The following is a 22,299-nucleotide window of genomic DNA, read 5'->3' on the forward strand; positions in this document are numbered from 1 at the left end:
GGACAGTGCCACCGGTTTCATATTTTTGCGCAACAATTTTCACTGCCCAGGTTGTCGCCAGCCACGCGCAGGCCATGTCCGGCAATGGCCGGCGCATCACCCGCAACCGTGCAGTTTCGTCCGCGTCGCTTTGCCGCGTAGAGCAGGTCGTCTGCGCGCTTCAACGCGCTGGCGAAAGGTTCTCCTGCTTGCAGGAGGGTGACCCCCATGCTGGCGGTGAAACGCGAATTTGGCGCTTGCGGTACCCAGCGCTGCGCCACGAAACTGGCACGGATCTCCTCGGCGATGGCGGTGGCACCCTCCAGGTTTGCCGCGGGCAGCAGCAGCAGGAACTCCTCTCCTCCCAGCCGGGCGGCATGAATGTGGGCGTCTGCCTGCGGCCTGAGCAGGGCGCCGAATCGCGCCAGCACCGTGTCGCCAAACGGGTGGCCGAAAACGTCGTTAATGCGCTTGAAGTTGTCGATATCGGCCATGATCAGGGCGGCCGGCGTCGCCGCATCCGGGAACAGGCGGCCGGAAACGGAGGCCAGCAGGCTATCGAGTCCTTGTCGGTTCAGCAGGCCCGTCAAGGCGTCGGTATGAGCATGGCGACGGTATTTCTCTATGGCGTCGTAGCTCGTCGCGATAAAGACCGCGAAGGTCAGGACTATGCTCCCGAGCAGTCCGGTGTATTGGATCAGGATGCCCCAGACGGACGTTCTCCATTCGCCCGTTGCGAGCGGAGGTATCGGGGTGGCAATGTACAGAATGCACTGGCCCGTCAGCACGAGCGAGATGAAGAGGAACGCGGCGGTGAGCACCCTGTCCGAAGTCGTCACCGCCTGCCTGGCGAAGGACATCGTGGCCCTCCAGGTCACGAGCGCGCAACAGGCCTGCACGAAGAACGTCTCCAGTTTTGCGCTGGCAAACAGCACGACCGAGACGACTACCATTGCCGTCGAGGCAAGCAGGACCGCACCATCGAAGTAGGGCGGAATCTGGCTGCGGCGCCGGCTCATGAGGGCGCGGCAGGCCAGGATCACGCCGCCCAGGATGAAAGCATCCTCGACGACCTGTTTGTAAGGGGAAAGCGCGCTGGCCTGCATGAGCATGATGGCGTAGCCCGCGCCCAGGCACGCCAGGGCGCAGCCCCACCGGAGCGTATGGAAGCCAATGAAGCGTGCGGCGCTGAGTCCGATGGCGCACATCAGGATCGCCGCGGGTACGGACCATTCAAGGAGAGTTGCGGGCATTGGACAGGCGAATACGTGGAACAGAATGGGGCGAAGGCGAAAGTCCAGCGCATGCCCGACCGACACGAGTTGTGTCGGAAAAGATTACAGTGTGTCGCAATGTATCGCCAGGACTTAACAGTCAAGGATTGTCAATCGAAGCGGCCGTCTTCGCCGGGAAGCGAAAGCGGCTGTTCGCCGGATGCGGATCGGCCAGGGAGGGACGTGGCGGCTGTCAGCTGGCCGACAGCCGGGCGCGAGGGGCTCCAGCTACACTTTCGGCATCCCGCGCCGATGGCCGCCGGACCGGTCCCGCGCGCAGGGGCAAGGCGGCGGGCAGGCGGCCGATCTCTCATTCTCCTGTCATGTCGCAATCCGATTCGTTCAATCTGAAGCAGATCGCCGTGCCGGCGTTCGGCCCGTCGCTGCTCTATGGCATCAGCAACGGCGCCATTCTTCCCGTGATTGCGCTCACCGCGCGCGACCAGGGAGCGTCGATGGCCACTGCCGGCCTGATAGCCGCCCTTATCGGGGTCGGCTCGCTGCTTTCCAACATTCCGTCCGCGCTGATCACCCATCGCTTCGGCGAGAAGCGCGCCATGGTCGGCGCGGCCGCGTTGAGCGTGATCGGCTTGCTGCTCGTCATCGGCGTGCCCAATCTCTGGGTGCTGGCGCTGGCCATGTTGATGCAGGGGTGCGCGCAGTCGGTGTTTCAGTTGGCACGCCAGAGCTACATGATAGAGGTCGTGCCGCTGGCGTACCGGGCGCGCGCCCTGTCCACGCTCGGCGGTACGACACGGATCGGTACCTTTTTCGGCCCCTTCGCGGGCGCGGCGCTGATCCATTTCCTGGGGCTCGACGGGGCCTATTGGATTGCGATATGCGCCATGCTTGGCGCGGGACTCATCGCCATCAAGGCACCCGACATCGAGCCCTCGGGCGGTGCGGGCGCGGGTGCGCGGCGCGTGCGCATGGGCGAGGTCGCGCGCGACCATCGCGGCGTGTATGCCACGCTGGGTGTGGGCGTGATGCTGATCAGCGCGCTACGCGCGTCGCGCCAGGTGGTGATACCCCTGTGGGCAGACCATTTGGGTCTCGACGCTACCACCACCTCGCTCATTTACGGGCTGGTCGCCGCAGTCGACATGTCGGTGTTTTATCCGGCGGGCAAAGTAATGGATCAGCGCGGCCGTCTGTGGGTGGCGCTGCCTTGCACGCTGCTGATGGGACTGAGCCTGATGGCGATTCCGCTCACGGACGGAGTGGCGAGCTTCATCCTGGCGTCGGCGCTGCTGGGCTTCGGCAACGGCATCGGATCGGGCATCGTGATGACACTGGGCGCCGACGCCGCGCCGGCGGGCGCGCGCACGCAGTTTCTCGGCATCTGGCGTTTCATGGCCGACCTCGGCTCGAGCGGCGGACCGGTGGCGCTGTCGGTGCTGACCGCCCTGGTGTCGCTCGGCGGCGCATCGTTCGGCGTCGGCACGCTGGGCCTGGTGGCGGCCGGCGTATTCTGGCGCTGGCTGCCGCGTAACGCGCAGGCTTGAGCGCCTTGCTCCAGGCCTCGCACTCTTGATGGGAACCGTCCGCGTCCCGGCAGGACAGCGGAAGATAGGGTGCCAGATTGAGCTTTCGCGCCGTAATTTGTAGTCTGGCAGCATATTTTTCTGCGGAATAGCCGCCCACGGAGGCGCTGATGCCGACTCTCTCCTATGCAATCCTCGAAGCCCCTTCCACGCTAGGCTTGGCGACCGACGGTGTGGAGCGCCTGCCGGGTCAGCTCCTGGCGCACGGCCTTGCTGAACGTATCCATGCACGTCGCGGCGGGAGATTGGCTGTGCCTCCCAAGGATCCGACGCCCGATCCTGATACCGGCACCCTGAACGCCAAGGCCATTGCGGCGTGGTCGCCCAAGCTCGCCGACGCGGTGGAAGCGGTGCTTGACGCGGGCGAGTTTCCGGTTCTGTTGGGCGGCGATTGCACAATCCTGCTGGGTTCCATGCTCGCGTTTCGCAGGCGCGGCCGCTACGGTCTGTTTTTCATCGACGGCAACGCCGATTTTTTCCAGCCCGAGGCGGAACCCAACGGGGAAGGCGCCTCGATGGACCTTGCCTTCGTTACCGGCTACGGTCCGCCGCTATTGACCGACATCGAAGGGCGCGGTCCTTTGGTCCGACCTGAAGACGTTGTGGCGTTCGCGTATCGCGATCACGAGGACCAAAAGGAGTATGGGAGCCAGCCTCTTCCCGAAACGCTCAAGACGCTTGATCTCCCCGCAGTGCGTTCGATGGGCATCGAGGCTGCTGCGCGCCAGGCAGTCGATCACCTGACGCGAGCGGAGCTGGACGGTTTCTTTATCCACCTTGACGCAGACTGTCTAGACGACGCCATCATGCCGGCCGTCGATTTTCGCGTGCCTGGCGGCTTGTCGTGGGAAGAGCTGACGGCCGCGCTGCGGATCGCCCTGTCGAGCCGCAAGGCCGTCGGCCTTGAGATCACTATCTACAATCCGCATCTCGATGAAGATGGCAGCGCCGGGCGCGGCCTGGCCGATTTGCTGGCCGTAGCCCTCGGAACGGCAGTGTCGTCGGTGTAAACATGGATGCCGCAACGCAACCTCTACCCAGTGCTGCTGCGCGCTAATTTCGGGCGTCGCATCAGAGCGGCAATTGCTGCCACCATAAGGATGGAAACCGCGACCAGCATCGTCGCCACGGCGGTAATGGTGGGATCTATGCGTTCGAGAAGCTGAGTGAACATGCGCTTGGGTATCGTGTCGTGCGTCCCGGCTAGAAAAATCGTGACAGTGATTTCGTCAAAGCTGATCATGAAAGCGAATAGCCAGGCAGCGAATAGATTGGGAGCCATGTTTGGCGCGACCACCCGCCAAAGCACAATTGCGCGCGATGCGCCAAGTGTGCAGGCGACCTGCTCGACGCGGACATCGAGCGCGGCCAGACCGGTGGACACCACCAGTACGACATAGGGCGCGGCCAGGACCGCGTGCGCCAGAACAAGTCCGCCCATGGTTCCGAGCAGGCCAATGTTGGCAAAGAAGATATAGAGTGCGACGCCTGTAATGACGTGCGGTACCACCATGGGCGCCGCGAAATTCAACTCGAGTAGAGACCGGCCACGGAACCTGCCGCGAACCAGTCCGTATGCGGCGACGCTGCCGAGGCAAAGAGCGATAAGGCTCGAAATCAGTGCAATGAATACGGAGTTCCGGAGTGCCTCGATCCATCGCGGGTCGCCGAAGAATGCTTCGTACCATCGCAACGAGTAGCCAGGCGGAGGGAACTCCAGGGTGCTGGAACTCGAGAAGGACATCGGCACCACGATGGCGACGGGAATGCAAATGAAGAACAGGACAAGAGATGCATAGACGGCCAGTACGGCGGGACCTGGTTTGCGGATTCTCTTGCTGTCCTGCATAGCCTTGGATTCTTCCACTAGAAGCCTTGACGACATGGGAGACCTCATGACGAACGTAGATTGAGTCGCCCAAGTCTTCTGCTTGTGGCGTACAGCGCCAGGCAGGCAAGCAGCAGAGCGATGGAAATGGCGGATGCCAGGTTCCAGTCGGGCATGCGGTTGATCAGCAAATCAAGCATGTTGACCAACATTGGTACGCGTCCGCCGCCGAGAATCATGGGTGTGACGTAGAAGCCGAGTGCCATCAGAAACACCAATAGCCCTCCCGCTGCGAGCGCGGGCAGAGTCAGCGGCAAGAATATTCGCCAAAATGCCGTCCATTCCGTCGATCCCAGGGATCGCGCCGCATGCAGGAGTCTTGGATCGACTTTGCGCATTGCCGCGTACAGGGGCAGTACCAGAAAGGGCAGCAGGGCATTGACCACGCCGAGGGTTACGCCGCCGCGGTTGTACAAGAATGCGATCGGACCGTCGATGAGACCGCCAGCTTGCAACAGGCCGTTGACGATGCCGGCGTTGCCCAGCAGGATGATCCAGGCATAGGTACGGATGAGCACGCTAACCCAGAATGGGATGACCACGAGCGCAAGGGCGAAGAGCTGTGCCCTGGGAGTCAGACCGTTGATCCAGTATGCCAAGGGATAGCCTAGCGCCATGCAGGCCAGCGTGGCGAGCGCGGAGATGATGAAGGTATTGGCAATGACCTTCAGATAGAGCGGCGAGCCGAGCAGCTCGCCATAGTGCGCCAGCGTCGGATTTGGCCAGCCGAAGCTGCGGATTAGCGTGTCGAGTAGCGGTAGATTGAAAGCCAATACCATCAGCATGAGCAATGGTGCGACCAGCTTCAGCTCCGCTCGGCTGCTGCGCTGCCGCGCAGCGTGGTTGGGTGTCGGGTGCATGTTCAGAGCCCCAGCTTGAAGAGCTGCCACCGCTTTTCGACCACGGAGGCATGGGCGGCCCAGAATGCTTCATTGGGGAGGATTTGTACCTCCCGATTGGCCTGGCTCGTCGGGAACTGCGCCAGCTTGTCCTGCGGGAGCAGCTTGTCCAGGTGGGGACTGTTGCCGGTATAGGGAATGATCTTCGCTGCTTCCGCCTGGGAAGCGGGCAACGTCATCTGATGGAGCAGGCCAAAGGCGGCGCTGGCTTGGCCTGGTGCAGCGCCTCGCGGCATGACGAAGTAACCGATATTGAGTAGCCCCTGATTGAATTCCAACCGCAGCTTCGGGTTCCCCGCGACGCGGCCCGAATAGGAGGCGGCGTAGCGGACTTCGTTATCCAACAGCAATTGGGCGGGTTGGGCTCCGCTGGACCACCACACCGGTACGTGCGATTTGATCCGCTCCAGGCTGGCGAAGGCTCGATCGAAGTCGATTGGATAGAGACTATCGGGCGCCACGCCATCGGCAAGCAGCGCGATGGGTAGGGAGTAGTACGGGATATCGGGCAATGAGCGCCACCCCGGAAACTTCGCTGTATCCCAGAAATCCTTCCAATTGGCCAACGGAGCGGCATCGGCCCGTCCGGACAACGCGACCGAGAAATACTGATATCCCATGCCATGTGTGTGTCGGGCCTCGGGGAACATCGCGGCGGGATCGATCTGTGCCCAGTCCAAGGGCGCAAGCAGGTTAAGCGCCATGGCCTGGGCCAGGGCGGGGCCGCCGATTTCGTGCAGCACGGCGTCGATGCGCCCGGATTCGACCATCGCCCGCAGTTTTCCCAGGGGCGTTCCGGTGGTGTCTTCCCGTTGCACCATGATGCCGGTGCGCGCGGTGTAGGGATCAATGTAGCCTTTTTGCAGCGCCTCGCCGGACTGACCCCCGGCCGCGATGATGCGGATGGACTTGGCCGTTCCCGACGCTGAGGCTGCGGCATGCACCAAGGCGGGTGTGACGCACGCACCCATGGTGGCCAGCGACGACTTGATGAAAGTACGACGTTCCATGAAGGACTCCGTTAGTGCAGGTGGGTGACAGCGGAAAGGGGAGGCGCTATTGCGGCGGGTTGTTTGGCCGGAAGCAGCCAGACGGCATCTTCTGGCCACGAGAGAGCGACGTGGTCTCCGATAGCGAACCGGACTTGTTCGTCGCCGGTGGCGACTATGAATGGACGCGCCTGGCGGGTTTGGACGTGATAGCGTACGGACTGCCCCAGATAAACAATGTCCAGGACGCGCCCTCTGAGGCCCGTGTGCCCGGCGGATGGGGCGGATAGCGTGGCCCGTTCGGGCCGGACGATCGCCTGCACCAGATCGCCGTCCGATGGCGGTTGCGATTGTCCCGAGGGATGGACTACAAGCCTTTCCCCTTCTCCAAGGTCAAGAATGAACTTGGAACCTAGCGTCGCAAGACGGCCATGCAGGAAATTGGCTGTTCCTAAAAAGCCGGCCACAAACGAACTGCTTGGCCGTGTGTAGATTTCTTGCGGCGACCCAACCTGTTGCATCATGCCATCGGCAAGGAGCATCACCCGGTCGGACATGGACAATGCCTCTTCCTGGTCGTGGGTAACAAGGATGGTTGTCGTGCCCAGAGAACGCTGCAGCCGCCGCAATTCCACCTGCACCTCTTCGCGCAGTTGTTTGTCCAACGCTCCCATGGGTTCGTCCAGCAGCAGGATGTCGGGCTGGAAGACCAGGGCTCGAGCGAGCGCTACGCGCTGTTGTTGCCCGCCGGACAATTGCGCGGGCCGGCGGCTGTGCAGACCGTCCAGGCGCAGCAACGCGAGCACTTCCTTCACCTTCTTGTCTATTGCGGCGGCATTGTTGTGCCGGATCCGCAAAGGAAACGCGATATTCTCGCGCACCGACAAATGGGGAAAGAGTGCATAGCTTTGAAAGACGAGACCGATGTTGCGCTGTGCAGGGGGGAGTCGGGTGACGTCGCGCGGGCCGAGGAAGATTGCTCCTTCGCTGGGTAGCGTAAGCCCGGCGATCAAGGCCAGCGTAGTGCTCTTGCCGGAGCCGCTTGGGCCGAGGATGGTCAGGAACTCCCCCTGTTCCACGTGCAAATTCAAATCTCGCAAGGCGGTCGTGCCATCGTAATGCTTAGACAGTTTCGCGATGGTGATTGCTGTCATATCGACTCCCCCTATTCTTGTTGGCGCTACAGTGCTTGGGTGCTCAGTAGGTATGGGCGTTGGTTTGCGCCGTCAGCTTGTTATCGCGTACGTTTTTGACGGCTGCGCGCAGGTCGTCCAGGTAGCTTTCCATGATGGATTGGTGCACCGGATTCACCATGAAGTGGATTGCCACGGGATCCACGCCGACGCCGACGAACCATCCCTTTTTGTCCAGCTCTTGGGCGACGGCGTTGATGTCGACCGACGGATCTCGCGATCGATAGAGCACGAAAGAAAGCTCGCTATGAGGACGTAGTACCTCCAAACCCTCGATGTCTTCTATCCCTCTAATCATGCGATTGCGCGTATCGGCCACGATCTTGGCGATACCCCGATATCCCTCGGTGCCCAGGTAATTCAAGACCGCCCAAGCCGAGGCGACGGGGCTGGCCGGGCGTGTGCCGAGAAAGGTGTCCGTCTCGTAGTGGCCACGGGGCCAATCGTCGAATTCGAAGCGTTGGTGTTGTTTGAAGGTTTCGTTGCGATAGAGAATCAGCGAGGCGCCTTTCGCGGCGAATCCGTACTTGTGGATATCGGCCGAGATGCTTGTGACGCCAGGCAGCGAGAAATCAAAGTCAGGAATGGGTTCGCCATTGAGCTTCATGAACGGGCCGAGAAAGCCCCCCACGCACGCGTCCACATGCAGCGGAACTTGGTGCTTCAATGCGACTTCCGAGAGTGCGGCGATCGAATCGTAGACTCCATGCGGATATGCGGGAGCGGAACCCACGATCAGTGCCGTGCGCTCGTCAACGGCGGCATTCAACGCCTGGACGTCGACCCGGAAATCGTCGCCGATGGCAATGCGCTGCACGTCCATGTCCAGGTAATACGCCGCCTTGTTAAAGGCCGGGTGTGCTGAGCGCGGAACCACGATCTTGAGCCGTTCATGGCCGGCTACACCTCCAGTCGCTCTTTTCAGACTACGCGCCGATTTCACCGCCTGGAAAATGCTTTCGGTACCCCCCGAAGTGAAGCTGCCTGCGGCGCCAACCGGAGCATTGAACAGGGACAGCGCCATGTCGATGACTTCCGATTCAAGGCGCTGGACACTGGGGAACGCCTTGCGACCCAGGCCGTTCTCCATGAAGTACTTTGCCGAGGCGTTCTTCGATACGGCGCCGAGCGCGTCATCCAGCCAGTAGACATAGAGCGCCATCCTGCCCTCGTCCCAGCGGTAGTCACAATTCTTGGCGTCATCCAAGCGCTTTTCTAGCGCTGGCCAGGGCGTGCCGGTGGCTGGAAATCCGATTCGCGGGGATAGAGGGGAATGAGGCGTCGTCATGGCTGGTGCTTTATGTGAAAGTGAATGAAAAATTAAGATATCACGAACAATATAATTTGTGATCACAAAATGGATAGGGAATTCCCGTGTGTAGGCAAGGCGATCCACAGTGATCCGCGAAATTGCCGTGAGAGCGCCTAGTTCCATGGGCGCGCGAATGCCCGTCGGAAGGCCGACGTTCAACGTGATTGCATCTTTTGCGAGAAGGCCTCTCTGCGAGGCATGAAAGATGTCGAGCTCGGACCACGCGACGCGATATGCCGCGCCGGCTTAGGCGAAACGATCGACCGAGTACCAAGGCCCCAGCAGGGGTTCCGCCGTTACGTCGTGCTCGGGCCAAATCCGACTATCACTCCAGGCGTATCGGCCGGGAGCGTAAATACTAAGCCCCGGGGTGGCGACAGCGAGCGCCGTCCCGATGCCCGCAAAGTTCAGCTTGAAGTGATAGCCCGACTTGATCCCGACGAAATCGAATTCGCCCGGCTCGACGCCATGGCTGCGGAACCCCTGCGGATCATGTATCAGTCCAGGCTGGCTGGTGGCGATGACGACGGAACCATCGGGCATGCGCAAAGTAGTTGTCAAACCAAGCTGAATCAACGTTCCCTGCTTGTAGGGTCCGCTCACGACGTAGCTGCCCGGGCCCAGGGCGATGACCTCGACCAGGGTTTCCAGTGACGACAGGCCAGGCGTATCAAGGCCTCCGAGTCTGGCAACGAAGCGAGCTCCGACGCCAAGCGCATGCGCATGCTGGACCGCCTGTGCATCGGTCACTGTTACGGCGCCGCGTAGTGGCCGCTCGCGATGCTGGGCACGGCGCAGGATTTCAATGCTGTCGCCTGGCGCTCCAGCAAGCACGCGATCTCCCATATCCGCCAAAAGAAATGGGCGTTCTTCGGGACTTTCCTGAACCTTCTCGAGAGCGGCTTCCGTAGTCGGTAGCGTATCCAGAAATTCATCACGTCGAAGCCAGAAATCGCCTGCCAATTTTGCGGCCAGCTTGGCGGCGAGCACGGCATCGCCGTCGACGATGACCAGGGCGCCCTGGCCCATGGCCTGGCCGTTGGCATAGGGAAAAACGTTGAATAGAGAAATATCCAGTACCGCTGGGTGTTGACGCAGCATCTGGCGGGCTTGCTCGTGTAGCGCGTGGAGCGGGCCAGAACTGGTGTCGGCATTTCCGGGCAGAATCATGCGCGCCTTAGTGAGAACCGAGACCGGCCTGATCGCCTTCCGGGCCGCGGCCTCCAGCAGTTTGACGCAGCGGCGGCCGCAGTCCATGACGTCGCGATGGGGGTTCTCCTTGCAGGCGCTGACAATGTCCACCGCACTCAACATGTCGGCCGTCATATGGCAATGAAGATCCAGGCCGACGGCAATTGGCACGTCCTCGCCCACCCAGGCGCGCAGGCGTTTAAGGAAGTGGCCTTCGACATCGCTGATCGACGCGGTGGCCATGGCCCCATGCAACTCCAGCGCGATGCCGTCGATTCGTCCAAATTGGTCAAGAGCGCTTTCGATGCTTGTCTTGAATCGCGTCAGGAGATTCTCATACACGTCCTCATCGACGGGGCCGCCAGGCGCCGCCTCGGCGAAGAGGGCGGGTATCACGGTGTGCTCCCGTTGCGTCAGCTCCGAAACGATGCCTCCCAAGGTGGTGCCTGCACCTTGCATCTTAGCTATGAGTTCAGGGCCTTCGATCCATGTAAATGCGCTTGCGGTGGTCCGGCGAGGGTTGAACGCATGGGTTTCGTGGAAAAAGCCGCCGACAACAATTTTCAAGGATTCGGTATTCATGCCAGTTCAGACGCTCAGTTGATTCGCGGCATTTGCGTGTCGCGGATCATCTGCCCCATTTCTTGGAGGCCCTTTTTTAACTGTGCAGCATATTCGGCGCCATTCAGCGGCATCGCGTCCATGCCCAACTTGTCGAATGACTCGAGCGTCGCGGCATCACGGACTGCGGCGACGGCTGCATCTTGCAAAATGGCAAGCACCTCGGGCGGAGTGCCGAGTGGTGCAGCAAGCCCGATCGACGAGTCGATCTGCACTGGCCAGCCGCTCTCCCGAAGCGTTGGTACGTCTGGGTACTCGGGCCAACGCATCGGACCCACTGACGCAATCATTCGTAGTTTGCCGGCTTGCATGTGCGGTAGAACGTCGGAGGGGTTCGCGACGGTGACATCTATTTGCTTGCCCAAGAGGGCGTTAACAGTCTCGGTGCCGGACTTGTACAAGACTTGTTCGAACTTGCCTCCGGTCTGGCGACTTAGCTCGAGCACCGCGAGGTTGACTGCCGCGCTGGGTGAGCCGAGAAAAACGCCATCTCCCTTCTTGGCGGCGTTCAGCAAGTCTTGCAAAGTGAGGTAGGGTGAGTCGGCGCGCACCACGATGCCGTAACGGTACCGTCCCACGCCAGCCACGAAGGCGAAATCCTGATCGGCATAGGGGAGCTTCATCAGGTGCGGCAGGATGGCCTGTGTGGAATAGGTGACCACGCCGACGGTATAGCCGTCTGGCGTCTGGCGCGCCACATAACTTGGGCCGAGCGTACCGAGCGCACCGGGCTTGTTTTCGACCACCACGGGCCGGCCCAGTCTCGCTTCCATGCCCTTGGCCAGAACGCGCGCAGCCACATCGGTGCTACCGCCGGGGCCGTAATTTACGACGAGGTGAATTTCGTTCTTGGGAAAGTCTGCCGCCGCGGCGGCTGTCCCCAGGCTCGAGAGGGCAAGGAAGGCGGCGAGGGCTATGCGCGCGCGTGGGCTGGCATCAATGCTGCAATTCTGGGACGTGGTGTTGGCCATGTCGAATCCCCGGAGTGTCGATTTTGTTCCAGAAATATATCACCAATAGAAAATAATGTGATCACAAAATAACGCTAGGGAATTCCCTTGCCACGTAGCTAGGCAAGGACGCCGGAGTGCGCCGTGCGAAATTCTGGGAGAATTGGCCCTGTTTTATGTCACATTCAACTCCGTCATGCAGCGTGTCATGTCCGAAGCAACCCCAGAAACAGCTATGCGCGAGAGCGTCTATCAAGGCATTCGTGGGTCTCTGATCTGCGGGCGTTTCGCGCCCGGAGAAAAACTGCTGCTGCGGCAACTCGCGTCGGAATTCGAGGTCAGTCTGACCCCGGTTCGAGAGGCGCTGCATCGCCTCATTGCGGAAGGCGTGCTGACGCAGGAGCACAGCCGCTCCGTGCGTGTGCCTATATTGTCGAAGGCACGGGTGCTGGAGTTACGGGACATCCGCCTTTCGTTGGAAGGCCTGGCTGCTGAACGCGCCGCTGCGAACGCGACGGCGGCGGACATCAAGGTGCTGGAGCGGTTGGCAGGCGAGGTTGAGGCCGCCCGGCATTCGGGCGATATCGCAAAGGACACGCAAAAGGTGGCCGAGTTTCAGGTCGCTCTTTACCGGGCAAGCGAAATGCCCGTACTCGTGCGGCACATCGAAATGCTGTGGCTGCAGACCGGTCCTTACATCCGGCTGTTGCATCCAGATTTCATCCGCATGGTGCAACAAGTGCGCGCAGGATGGCGATATGAGCTATGCGATGCTTTGCGCAAGCGAGACGGTGGCAAGGCGCGGCAATTGATAGAGACCGACATTTCCGAAGCCCTCACTTATTTAGCGAATCTTTTCGACGCGGCCGCATTGATCAACCACGCGTGAGAGCTTCGGCTGTTGAGCGCGGAGTGATGGGGCCCTGCCGCTTTCTATTGAGCGGAACGAAGTCCATTCAACATGCCCAATAGCCCTCTGCTCAGCGCACCGCGAACCAATCCCCCTCCAGGCTGCCATTCATGCCGCAGAACGGCGGGCCGAAGCCGTCGTTTGCCACCCCGGCGGGCGGCGTTTCACGCACCATCAGCACGGCGCCGCGGCGCGTCAGGTCCAGGGTCCAGGGCGGTCCGTCCTGATAGCTGACGATCAGGCTGTCGCCGGAGGCGACCGCCTTGCCGCTCAGATCGCAGACCCAGCGGCCGTTGTAGGGCTGGGCTGAGTTTGCCGCCACGAACAATTGGCCGTCGGCGCTTCGGGTGATTTCAATTTCACCTTCGAGGTTCTTCCACTTGCCGACAAAGCCGGCAGCCGGCTGGGGATTGATGGCCTTCAGAAAATCCAGGCGGTAGCGCATGCTGGTGCCGATCTCCTTGACCGGAGTGCTTCCCGTAAAGGGCTCGGCATAGATGTTGTCCCGCACGCCCAGGAAATAACGTTGATCGGAGGTCAGCGATTTGACCGCCTCGGCGTCGAGCTTGGCACGCACAGCCTTGTACTGCTGCGCGATGGCCGCGTCCTGGTCTGCCAGCGCCGGGTGGGCGCAAATGGCTTTTTCGACCGGAGTCGTGGCCTTGGCGCAGTTGAAAGAAGGGGCGGCGGCGGCGCTGCCTGCCGTGGCCAATGATGCTGCAAGGACCAGATGACGAATCATCGTGTGTAGCGCTCCAGGTTGTGTACAAGTTCGGGCAGCCCGCAGGCGCCGAGATAACGGCGCAGTTTACCGGTGCGGACGTTGTTGGCGCTGTTTGCCGCCTGCGTGACCGTCCGTGCCGCGTCGTGGGCTATTTCTTCTTCTGGCTGGTCTTGGCCTGTTTCCAGAACGCTGCTGCCGCGGGAGACAGGCGGTTCTCGTTCAGGCATGCCAGTCCGACGCGCCGTGCCGTCTTGGGCAGCAAAGGGCGGTAGACCACGCCGGGATAGGTGTCCGGCAATGCGAGCGATGCCACTACCGATATTCCTTCGCCCTTCTGCACGAACGCCAGAATCGACAGCATCTGGGTCAGTTCATGCGAAATCTTCGGCGTGGTGTCGGATCGCGCGAACATTTTGGCGACCAGGCTTTGTGATCCGGCGTGGGTCAGGATCAAGGGGTAGCGGCCCAGGTGGTGGATGTCGATGGATGGCGCCGCAGCCAGCGCATGTCCTTCGGGCAGCACGGCAACCAATTCGTCCTCGGCCAATGGGAGGGTATCGAAATTGCTTTTGGGCAGGGTGACGACGCCGATCTCCAGCCGGCGCTCGATCAAGTCCTGTTCGATCTCGGCATCGGCTTTCTCGAAGACCCGTACATCGATTCCAGGGTAGAGCTGCCGGAAGCGTTGCAGCAGCGGCGGAAGAAGCTGCAGCGAGGAACTCAGGCCGAACGATCCCAACCGAAGCGTCCCGCTGTTGAGGCCCGCGCTTGCGCCCGCTGTTGTCTGGATGAGGTGCATCGCGGCAAACAGGTCGCGCACATGGGGGAGTATCTGCTGTCCGGCATGGGTGAGCTCCAGCTGCGGGGCATTGCGATCAATCAGGTCTGTGCCCAGCGTGGTTTCGAGCGCACGCAGTACGTGGCTGGTGGTGGACGGCGTCATGCCTATCTTGGAGCCGCCGCTGGCGATGCCGTCCGACGCAGAGAGCGACAGGAATAGCTCCAGTTGACGCAAGGTTGGCGCATTGGGTCCAAGCGGAGATGTCATATTGAATTCAAATTCAATTGTTGTTGAATCCTTTGAATTCTAGACTTATTCCCATAGCCACCGGAAAAAGCCCATGCTCTCGCCACTCGTTTCGACTCTGCGTTCCTCACCTATCCAGGTCATGGCAGAGCAGACCCGCCAAGCCATTCAACAGGGCCGCAGCGTCATCGACATGACGTTGGGTGAACCCGATTTCCCGACGCCTGCCCATATCTGCGAGGCTGCGGCGCGCGCTATCGCTGACGGCCAGACGCGCTACACGCCGATCAACGGGACCCCGTTGTTGCGCGAGGCGATCGCCGAGAAGTTCCGCAGGGACAATGGCATTGAATGCACGCTGGCGCAGATCAATGTGGGTTGTGGCGGCAAGCAGGTGATCTATCAGGCCTTCCTGGCCACCTTGTCGCCCGGGGACGAGGTGATGATCCCGGCCCCGTATTGGGCGTCTTACAGCGATATCGTGTCGATGAATGGCGGCGTGCTGCGCCCCTTGGCGACGACGCCGGATGAGGCCTATGCGCTGCATCCGCAGGTGCTCGAGGCTGCCATCACGCCGAAGACCAAATGGCTGGTCCTGAACTCGCCGAGCAACCCCAGTGGCACCGCTTACACGCAAAGGCAGCTGGAGCAGTTCGCCGCCGTCATCCGGTCCAGCCGCAATCAGGATTTCCTGATCATGGTCGACGACATCTATGAACACATACTCTATGACGGCAGGAATTTCGTCACGTTCGCGCAGGTCGCGCCGGATCTGGGGCATCGGATCCTGACCGTCAACGGCGTTTCCAAGGCCTACTCGATGACGGGCTGGCGGGTGGGCTACGCCTGTGGTCCGAGGTTCTTGATCGATGCCATGACGAAAGTGCAGATGCAGATCAACTCCCATACGTCTTCGGTGTCGCAGGCGGCCGCAGCCGCCGCGCTCACGGGTCCGCAGGACGAAGTGCGGCGCCGCTGCGGCATCTTCCAGCAGCGCCGCGATTACCTGCTGGCGCGGTTCGCGCAAATCGATGGTCTGGCGACGCCGCGGCCGGGAGGCGCGTTTTACCTGTTTCCCGATGTCCGCAGTTTCATCGGCCGCAAGACGCCTGCAGGCCTACGTCTGGAGGATGACGTTGCGCTGGCGTCATATCTGTTGGGCGCGGGCGTGGCGGCCGTGCCGGGTTCGGGATTCGGCATGCCGGGATTCATGCGCCTTTCGTACGCGACCTCCGATGAAAACCTGCACATCGCAGCCGCCCGCATGGCCGCCTCCCTGGGCAATCTTCAATAGCCACGGCGTTTGCCGCCGCCATTTTTCAAACACTCGTATCAAAGCCTTCCTAAAGGGGAATGTTGCATGTCCACGGTTTCGCAGATCATCGGTAAACGCCTGTACGAAGCAGGGTGCCGCCACGCATTCGGGATTCCTGGCGGCGAGGTCCTGTCCGTCATGCGTGGACTGGACGAAGCGGGGGTCAAATTCACTCTGGTCAAGCATGAGAACTCCGGCGGCTTCATGGCGGAGGGAGTGTTCCACCGCACTGGCGCGCCGGGCGTGCTGGTCGCCACCTTGGGGCCCGGCGTGGCCAATGCGGTGAACGTGGTGGCCAATGCGCTGCAGGACCGCGTACCCATGATCTTCCTGACCGGCTGCGTCGACGAGGACGAAGCCGCCACCTATACCCATCAGGTGTTCGACCATGCCGCCCTGATGCGGCCGATCACCAAGGCCTCGTTGCGCATGACGCCGGGCAATGCAGAGGCCATCATGGACAAGGCATTGGCCATAGCCATGGACGATCCCCCCGGACCGGTTCATGTCGACGTGCCGATCAGCGTGGCCATCGCCGAGGCCGCTGTGGCCAGGGGCGCCCGGCGTGTCCAGCCGGCCCCGGCCGTTCCCGCGCATACCGAGCAACTCGAATTGGCACGGTCGTGGTTGGGCAATGCCAAGCGCCCCGTCATCATCGCCGGCGTGGAGGCCCTGCATCATCGCGCGGAGGAGCAGGTCCGCGCGCTGGTGCAGAAGCACCGGATCCCGCTGATCACCACGTACAAGGCCAAGGGCATCATCGACGAGCGCGACGATATGGCCGTGGGCGGCATGGGCCTTTCGCCGAAGGCCGACAGCATCGTGCTGCCGCTGATCAAGGAGGCGGATGTGGTGCTGTTGCTGGGCTATGACCCGATCGAAATGCGGGTGGGCTGGCGCAACATCTGGGAAGACGGCGCGCACGTGATCGAGCTGTCCTCGAACCGCAATACGCATTACATGCACCAGTCGGCGATCAGCTTCGTGGGCGACATCAAATGCGGGGTGGAGGTGTTGGCCGACGGCTTGCGCACCGCATCGGAATGGCAGGACGACGAGGTCAGGGCCATCAAGCGTGCGCTAGCGAGCATCTACCGCGTCGACGAAGAATGGGGTCCCGGCGCCATCGTGGATGTCGCGCGCGCGGAAATGCCGGCCAATACCGTGGCGTCGGTCGACAGCGGCGCGCACCGCATCCTGCTGTCCCAGACCTGGCAGTGCTACGAGCCGCGCGGCCTGATGCAGTCGTCGGGTCTTTGCACCATGGGTTGCTCCTTGCCCCTGGGCATAGGCGCCAAGCTGGCGGAGCCCGGACGCCCCGTGGCGGTCTTCACGGGCGATGCCTGCCTGGAGATGACACTGGGCGAATTGGCGACCGCCCGGGACGCCGAGACTCCGGTCATTGTCTTCGTGTTCGCGGACGAATCCCTATCCCTGATCGAGATCAAGCAGCGCGGCACCGGGCAGCCAAACCTGGGGGTGGATTTCCCCGGGACGGACTTTGCGGCCGTGGCCAGGAGCATGGGAGGGCTGGGCTTCGACGTGCAGGACCGCGCGGGCCTGGCGCGAGCGATACGCGAGGCCCTGGCGGCAAAGACGTATTCGATCATCTCCTGCCGCATCCCGCGCAAGGCGTACGACAACCGGATCTGAGGCACGCGAGGGACGGATTGCAGCAACCAGGCAGGAGAGTACTTCCAGCTTCAAAGAAACCAAGGGGAATGCCTAATGAAGCGACGCTGTTTTCTCAGGGTATGTGCTGTATCGATGGTCGCGGCGCCCGTGGTGGCGCGGGCCCAGGACCGCATCGTCAGGATCGTGGTGCCGTTCGCGCCTGGCGGCTCTGGCGATCTGATTCCACGCATTGTTGCGCCGGCCATGTCGGAACGGTTGGGCATGACGGTGATCGTGGAGAACCGGGCCGGCGCCGGCGGCGCGATCGGCGCGGGCTATGTGGCGCGCGCGCCCGCCGACGGGCTTACGCTGGGGGTGGCGACCGTGAGCACGCATGCGATACAGCCTGCGGTGCTGGCAAAGCCGCCGTACGACCCGTTGAAGGATTTCTCGCCCATCTCCAACCTGGCTCGGGTGCCCAATGTGATCTCCATCAATCCGGGCCTGCCAGCGCAGGACATGGCGGCGTTCATCGAGCTGGCCAAGCAGCGCGGCGGCGATATCACCTACGGGTCGCCGGGAGTGGGCTCGCTGGGGCACATGATGGGCGAATTGCTTACCCAGGCCACGGGCGCGCCCATGCGGCACATTCCGTACCGTGGGGCCGGCCCGGCGTTGCAGGACGCCATCGCGGGCCACGTAGACGTGCTGTGCGACAACCTGCCCGCGTCATTGCCGCATATCCAGGGCAAGCGCTTGCGCGCGCTGGGGGTAGCCTGGCCCGGCAGGGTGGAGCAGCTGCCGGACGTTCCCACTTTTGCGGAGGTCGGTGTGCAGGCCCTCAATGATCCTGCCTGGTTCGGCCTGGTTGCGCCCGCGGGAACGCCCGCGGCATTTGTGCAACGTGTCAGCGAGGCGGCCGCCGCCGCGCTGAAGAATCCGGAGGTGGCCAGCCGCATCACGCAGTTGGGCGCCGTGCCTCAAGGCGGCATGCCGGAGGCGTTCATGGCCGATATCCAGTCCGAACTGGACAAATGGCGCCGTGTCGCCAAAGCCGGCAACATTTCCCTGGAGGCCAATTGACTGATCAATCTCTTGATTGTTCCAGCGAAACGCTAGCCTGGCTGGAATCGTTGATTGCCTGCCCCACCGTATCCGGCAGCAACTCCAACCTTGAGTTGCTGGCGCAGGCGGAATCGTTCCTGCGCAAGATCGGTTTCGCGGTGCGCTACACCTACAGCGAGGACCGCAAGCGCGCCAACCTGTTCGCCAGCCTTGGAGGCGGCGCGGGCGGAATCCTGCTTTCCGGCCATACGGATGTCGTGCCGGTGGCGGGGCAGGATTGGACTCGGGATCCGTTTCGCCTGACGGACGAAGGCGAGCGGCTCTACGGCCGCGGCACGTGCGACATGAAGGGCTTTCTCGCCTGTGTGCTGGCGACCGTGGGTCGCCTGGGCAGCGGCAGGCTGGCCCAGCCCGTGCATATCGCGCTGACCTACGACGAAGAGATCGGCTGCATAGGCGTGCGTGGTTTGCTGGCTGACCTGCGGCAGCACGGCATTCAGCCGTCTGCGTGCATCGTCGGCGAGCCGACCCGCATGGAGGTGGTGCGTGCGCACAAGGGCCGCCATTCCTGGCGCTGCAATATCCGGGGCAGGGCAGAGCATTCGTCACTGAGCGGCCTGGGCGTGAATGCCGCGCAGACGGCTTGCTTCCTGGCGGCAGAAGTCGCGGCGCAGGCTGAGGCACTGCAGTCTGCAACGCGTGACGAGGGCTTTTATGTGCCGTTCTCGACGATGGCGGTCTGTCGCGTGCATTCCGGACATGCGTCGAATGTGATCCCGGAGGAGGCAGAGTTCGACTTTGACCTGCGGTTCCTGCCAGGCGTCGATCCCGACGCCGTATTGGCGCCCATCCATCAGCGCGCCCGGGAGCTTGAGGGGACGATGCGGCAAAGGGTCTCGGAATCGCAGGTGCTGCTGATGCGGCGGACATCGGTGCCCGCATTGGTGCCCCGGGCGGATACCGACATGCTGGTGGAGGCCCTGTTCCGGGCGGGGGCTCAGGCCGGCGGGCACGTGGCCTACACAACGGAAGGCGGGCTCTACCAGCAAGCCGGCATTCCGGCCTTGGTTTGCGGGCCAGGCGACATCGCTCAGGCCCACACGGCGGATGAGTACATCCTGCGCAGCCAGCTCGGGATGTGCGAATCCGTGCTGGAACGGCTGCTGGCAGGCGGGCCGTGATACGCATAGGCGCGGCAGAGGCGACTGCCTCCTGCCTGCTGCCGCCACAGCATCCCTTGGCGCAGGGCGTGGCGCCGATATCGCTGGACATGATGCGCCACCAAGCTCGAGAACCTGTTCAGCAAGGATTGCCGGGTCGCAAACGGATCGGGTGGGGCGGGGTTGAAGACGCTACGGCTCTTCATGCTACCGGCCGCGATGGACTTCTGATAATCCCGGGCGCGGCCGTGGCATGGGTTCGGACCGGCCGCCTAGTCAGGAAGTCAATCAAAAAAAATAAGTCATTGATTTTTATCGGGTTGCGCTGAAAATTCGACCGGATTGCAGAACCGTACCCGCAGATTCCCGGTCCATTGAGTTTTTCCAAATATATAATTCATCTGATAAGCATTCGCATTTAAATATCGGAATGATGAATTGTGCCCAAGAAAACTCCCTTGACAATCGTGCTGTGCGCCCAATGCTTCAGCCCGGCCGTTGCGCTGTCCTTGATGCTTCCCGCCAGCGCCAGCGCCCAGAGCGCGGCGCAAACCGCGACGCTGCAGCCCGTCACGGTGACTGCGGGCTCGGTGTCGGATGAGGACTTGCCTGCGCCCTATGCCGGAGGGCAGGTGGCGCAGGGCGCGCGCCTGGGTCTGATGGGCAACCAGGACGTGATGGACACCCCGTTCAACGTCACCAGCTACACCTCCGAGCTGATCCAGAACCAGCAGGCGCGCACGCTGGCGGACGTCATGGCGAACGATCCGTCAGTGCGGTTCACGACATCGAGCGGACATGCCTATGAGAACTTCCGGATCCGGGGCTTCGACGTCAACCAGAACGATGTGGCGATCAATGGCATGTATGGCCTGGCGCCCATGGGCCGCACGCCGTTGGAATTCGTCGAGCGGGTGGAGGTGTTGAAAGGCCCGAACGCCTTGTTCAGCGGCATGGCGCCCAGCGGCGCCGTGGGCGGCACGATTAACCTGGTGCCCAAGCGCGCGGAAGACACCCCCAATGCCACCTTCGGCGTGAACTGGCAGGCCGACGGCCAACTGGGCACGACCATCGATGCCGGCCGCCGCTTCGGCTCGGCCAATGAATGGGGCGCACGCGTCAACGGTTCATTCAGCGATGGCGCCACCACGCTGGACGGCCAATCCAGAAAGCGCGAGTTCCTGTCCGCAGGGTTGGACTATCGCAGCAGCGCTTTCAGCGCGTCGATAGACGCTTATCACAGCCAAGAGTCGTTCTCGGGCGGCACGCCCGCCATGTTCTGGTTCGGTGGCTCCGTCGTGCCCGACGCGCCCGATCCCCGTATCAACCAGTTCAGCACGGGCTACGGCAGCATCCAGAGCAACGCCGTCATGGCGCGCGCCGAGTACCGCTTCAATGACAGCGTGTCGGCATTCGCCGGCGTGGGCAGGCGCGACAGCCATCAATCGGGCCTGATCAACGGCACCCATGCGCGGCAGATCGACGCCAACGGGAATTTCACCGGTTCGATCATCGGGCAGCGCGCCTACACGGACGCCACCTCTGCCGATGCTGGTCTGCGTTCGCGCTTCAACACTGGCAGCGTGCGACACGAGCTGGTGCTCCAGGCTTCTCTGCTGAAGCTGGAGGACGGATCGGCCACCGGGCCGGCATCGACTTTCAAGTCCAATATCTATGACCCGATCACGCCGGTCATGCCGGCGGTACCCGGCAGCGCGCCCAAGACCGCGGAGAACACGCTGTCCAGCCTGGCGCTGGTGGACACCATGTCCTTCTTCGACGACAAGTTGCTCCTGACTGGCGGCCTGCGCAACCAGCGCGTGAAGACCACGAATTTCGACAAGACGGGCAAGACGACCGCGCGCTACGACGAGGATGCCGTGACGCCCGCTTTCGCCATCGTCGTCAAGCCCTGGGGACCGGACGTTTCGCTGTACGCCAACTACGTGCAGGGCCTGAGCAAGGGCGATAGCGTCACGGACACCACGGCCAGCAACTATGGGCAGGTGTTCGCGCCCTACAAGACCAAGCAGCAGGAGCTGGGCGTCAAGTGGAACGCTGGCACCTTTACCAACACCTTGGCGTTCTTCCAGATCGACAAGCCCATGCTGGTCACGGAGGGGGCCACGTCCAAGCCGACGTACGCGGACGGTGGCGAGAAGCGCGTCCGTGGCGTGGAATGGAACACCTTCGGCGAACTGGCTCCTGGCGTGCGCGTGCTGGGGGGCGTCACTTACACGCAAGGCACGCAGGTCAAGACTTCCTATGGCCGCTATGACGGCAACACCGCGGTGGGTGCGCCGCGCTGGCAGGCCAACACCGGACTGGAATGGGACACGCCGTGGGTACCCGGCCTGACGCTGAGCGGGCGCGTGCAGGCTACGTCGAGCCAATACGCCGACGCAGCCAACAAGCTGCAGATTCCGGGCTGGGGCCAATTGGACCTGGGCGCCCGCTACGCCACGCAGATCAACGGCCGGGACGTGGTGCTGCGCCTGAACGTCAACAACGTGTTCGACAAGCACTATTACGCCGGCAGTTTCAGCGACACGACGCCTATCGTGACGCTGGGGCCGGCGCGCACCGTTACCGCCTCCGCCAGCATCAGTTTCTGAACGCCGACTCCTGTTCCGGACAGCCGGTC

The 22,299-nt window shown here is 62.4% G+C and carries 18 protein-coding genes; 8 read left to right on the top strand and 10 right to left on the bottom strand.

What is annotated here, in order from left to right:
• Positions 1-17: 17 nt before the first annotated feature.
• The gene (locus IPU70_RS23055; protein ID WP_242702656.1) at positions 18-1,187 is read right to left on the bottom strand and encodes a GGDEF domain-containing protein; all 1,170 of its coding nucleotides are present in this window, start codon (positions 1,185-1,187) and stop codon (positions 18-20) included.
• 389 nt (positions 1,188-1,576) lie between these two features.
• Between IPU70_RS23055 and IPU70_RS23060 the strand changes: the two genes are divergently transcribed.
• Positions 1,577-2,758 (top strand): MFS transporter, encoded by a 1,182-nt coding sequence (locus IPU70_RS23060; protein ID WP_207470658.1) that lies wholly within the window; start codon positions 1,577-1,579, stop codon positions 2,756-2,758.
• A gap of 149 nt (positions 2,759-2,907) precedes the next feature.
• A complete protein-coding gene (locus IPU70_RS23065) occupies positions 2,908-3,807 on the top strand; it encodes an arginase family protein (RefSeq protein ID WP_207470659.1) in 900 nt (299 codons plus the stop codon).
• A 23-nt stretch (positions 3,808-3,830) separates the two neighbouring features.
• Here IPU70_RS23065 and IPU70_RS23070 read toward each other — a convergent pair whose 3' ends face one another.
• The 7 genes from IPU70_RS23070 to IPU70_RS23100 all read right to left on the bottom strand — a co-directional run bounded on the left by IPU70_RS23070 (position 3,831) and on the right by IPU70_RS23100 (position 11,861).
• Positions 3,831-4,682, bottom strand: a complete 852-nt coding sequence (locus tag IPU70_RS23070) for an ABC transporter permease (protein ID WP_207470661.1) — start codon at positions 4,680-4,682, stop codon at positions 3,831-3,833.
• An 8-nt stretch (positions 4,683-4,690) separates the two neighbouring features.
• Complete coding sequence (locus tag IPU70_RS23075; protein ID WP_207470663.1) at positions 4,691-5,545, bottom strand: ABC transporter permease; 855 nt, start codon at positions 5,543-5,545, stop codon at positions 4,691-4,693.
• 2 nt (positions 5,546-5,547) lie between these two features.
• Positions 5,548-6,594 carry an extracellular solute-binding protein gene (locus IPU70_RS23080; protein WP_207470665.1) on the bottom strand — a complete coding sequence of 349 codons (1,047 nt, stop codon included), beginning with the start codon at positions 6,592-6,594 and terminating at the stop codon, positions 5,548-5,550.
• Positions 6,595-6,605: 11 nt separating this feature from the next.
• Positions 6,606-7,727: an ABC transporter ATP-binding protein gene (locus IPU70_RS23085; RefSeq protein ID WP_207470667.1), complete on the bottom strand. Its 1,122-nt coding sequence runs from the start codon at positions 7,725-7,727 to the stop codon at positions 6,606-6,608.
• A gap of 43 nt (positions 7,728-7,770) precedes the next feature.
• The gene (locus IPU70_RS23090; RefSeq protein ID WP_207470668.1) at positions 7,771-8,973 is read right to left on the bottom strand and encodes an aspartate aminotransferase family protein; all 1,203 of its coding nucleotides are present in this window, start codon (positions 8,971-8,973) and stop codon (positions 7,771-7,773) included.
• A gap of 351 nt (positions 8,974-9,324) precedes the next feature.
• Positions 9,325-10,851 (bottom strand): M81 family metallopeptidase, encoded by a 1,527-nt coding sequence (locus tag IPU70_RS23095; RefSeq protein ID WP_207470670.1) that lies wholly within the window; start codon positions 10,849-10,851, stop codon positions 9,325-9,327.
• Positions 10,852-10,865: 14 nt separating this feature from the next.
• Positions 10,866-11,861: a tripartite tricarboxylate transporter substrate binding protein gene (locus IPU70_RS23100; protein WP_242702657.1), complete on the bottom strand. Its 996-nt coding sequence runs from the start codon at positions 11,859-11,861 to the stop codon at positions 10,866-10,868.
• 187 nt (positions 11,862-12,048) lie between these two features.
• Between IPU70_RS23100 and IPU70_RS23105 the strand changes: the two genes are divergently transcribed.
• The gene (locus tag IPU70_RS23105; protein ID WP_207470672.1) at positions 12,049-12,729 is read left to right on the top strand and encodes a GntR family transcriptional regulator; all 681 of its coding nucleotides are present in this window, start codon (positions 12,049-12,051) and stop codon (positions 12,727-12,729) included.
• A 91-nt stretch (positions 12,730-12,820) separates the two neighbouring features.
• On the opposite strand, the gene IPU70_RS23110 is transcribed toward IPU70_RS23105, so the two are convergent.
• Positions 12,821-13,492, bottom strand: a complete 672-nt coding sequence (locus IPU70_RS23110; RefSeq protein WP_207470674.1) for a lysozyme inhibitor LprI family protein — start codon at positions 13,490-13,492, stop codon at positions 12,821-12,823.
• A 130-nt stretch (positions 13,493-13,622) separates the two neighbouring features.
• Entirely contained in the window at positions 13,623-14,522 is a 900-nt protein-coding gene (locus IPU70_RS23115) for a LysR family transcriptional regulator (RefSeq protein WP_207470681.1), read from the bottom strand.
• A gap of 73 nt (positions 14,523-14,595) precedes the next feature.
• Between IPU70_RS23115 and IPU70_RS23120 the strand changes: the two genes are divergently transcribed.
• The 5 genes from IPU70_RS23120 (at position 14,596) to IPU70_RS23140 (ending at position 22,270) form a co-directional block, all read left to right on the top strand.
• Positions 14,596-15,795 carry a pyridoxal phosphate-dependent aminotransferase gene (locus IPU70_RS23120; RefSeq protein ID WP_207470683.1) on the top strand — a complete coding sequence of 400 codons (1,200 nt, stop codon included), beginning with the start codon at positions 14,596-14,598 and terminating at the stop codon, positions 15,793-15,795.
• Between the two features lie 66 nt (positions 15,796-15,861).
• Entirely contained in the window at positions 15,862-17,469 is a 1,608-nt protein-coding gene (locus IPU70_RS23125) for a thiamine pyrophosphate-binding protein (protein ID WP_207470684.1), read from the top strand.
• A gap of 75 nt (positions 17,470-17,544) precedes the next feature.
• On the top strand, positions 17,545-18,513 hold the full coding sequence (locus tag IPU70_RS23130) for a tripartite tricarboxylate transporter substrate-binding protein (RefSeq protein WP_207470686.1): 969 nt from the start codon (positions 17,545-17,547) through the stop codon (positions 18,511-18,513).
• Positions 18,510-19,676: an acetylornithine deacetylase gene (argE, locus tag IPU70_RS23135; RefSeq protein ID WP_207470688.1), complete on the top strand. Its 1,167-nt coding sequence runs from the start codon at positions 18,510-18,512 to the stop codon at positions 19,674-19,676. The genes IPU70_RS23130 and argE overlap by 4 nt, the downstream gene beginning before the upstream one ends.
• A 446-nt stretch (positions 19,677-20,122) precedes the next feature.
• Complete coding sequence (locus tag IPU70_RS23140) at positions 20,123-22,270, top strand: TonB-dependent receptor (protein WP_371819053.1); 2,148 nt, start codon at positions 20,123-20,125, stop codon at positions 22,268-22,270.
• Positions 22,271-22,299 lie beyond the last annotated feature (29 nt).

The organism is Achromobacter sp. SD115, assembly GCF_017355315.1.
Lineage (GTDB): Bacteria > Pseudomonadota > Gammaproteobacteria > Burkholderiales > Burkholderiaceae_B > Achromobacter > Achromobacter xylosoxidans_B.

Coding starts and splice junctions, on each gene's coding strand:
- IPU70_RS23120 (WP_207470683.1), top strand. CDS start 14,596: ATGCTCTCGCCACTCGTTTCGACTCTGCGTTCCTCACCTATCCAGGTC.
- IPU70_RS23115 (WP_207470681.1), bottom strand. CDS start 14,522: ATGACATCTCCGCTTGGACCCAATGCGCCAACCTTGCGTCAACTGGAG.
- IPU70_RS23100 (WP_242702657.1), bottom strand. CDS start 11,861: ATGGCCAACACCACGTCCCAGAATTGCAGCATTGATGCCAGCCCACGC.
- IPU70_RS23065 (WP_207470659.1), top strand. CDS start 2,908: ATGCCGACTCTCTCCTATGCAATCCTCGAAGCCCCTTCCACGCTAGGC.
- IPU70_RS23125 (WP_207470684.1), top strand. CDS start 15,862: ATGTCCACGGTTTCGCAGATCATCGGTAAACGCCTGTACGAAGCAGGG.
- IPU70_RS23105 (WP_207470672.1), top strand. CDS start 12,049: ATGTCCGAAGCAACCCCAGAAACAGCTATGCGCGAGAGCGTCTATCAA.
- IPU70_RS23095 (WP_207470670.1), bottom strand. CDS start 10,851: ATGAATACCGAATCCTTGAAAATTGTTGTCGGCGGCTTTTTCCACGAA.
- IPU70_RS23085 (WP_207470667.1), bottom strand. CDS start 7,727: ATGACAGCAATCACCATCGCGAAACTGTCTAAGCATTACGATGGCACG.
- IPU70_RS23070 (WP_207470661.1), bottom strand. CDS start 4,682: ATGTCGTCAAGGCTTCTAGTGGAAGAATCCAAGGCTATGCAGGACAGC.
- IPU70_RS23055 (WP_242702656.1), bottom strand. CDS start 1,187: ATGTGCGCCATCGGACTCAGCGCCGCACGCTTCATTGGCTTCCATACG.
- IPU70_RS23110 (WP_207470674.1), bottom strand. CDS start 13,492: ATGATTCGTCATCTGGTCCTTGCAGCATCATTGGCCACGGCAGGCAGC.
- IPU70_RS23060 (WP_207470658.1), top strand. CDS start 1,577: ATGTCGCAATCCGATTCGTTCAATCTGAAGCAGATCGCCGTGCCGGCG.
- IPU70_RS23075 (WP_207470663.1), bottom strand. CDS start 5,545: ATGCACCCGACACCCAACCACGCTGCGCGGCAGCGCAGCAGCCGAGCG.
- IPU70_RS23130 (WP_207470686.1), top strand. CDS start 17,545: ATGAAGCGACGCTGTTTTCTCAGGGTATGTGCTGTATCGATGGTCGCG.
- IPU70_RS23080 (WP_207470665.1), bottom strand. CDS start 6,594: ATGGAACGTCGTACTTTCATCAAGTCGTCGCTGGCCACCATGGGTGCG.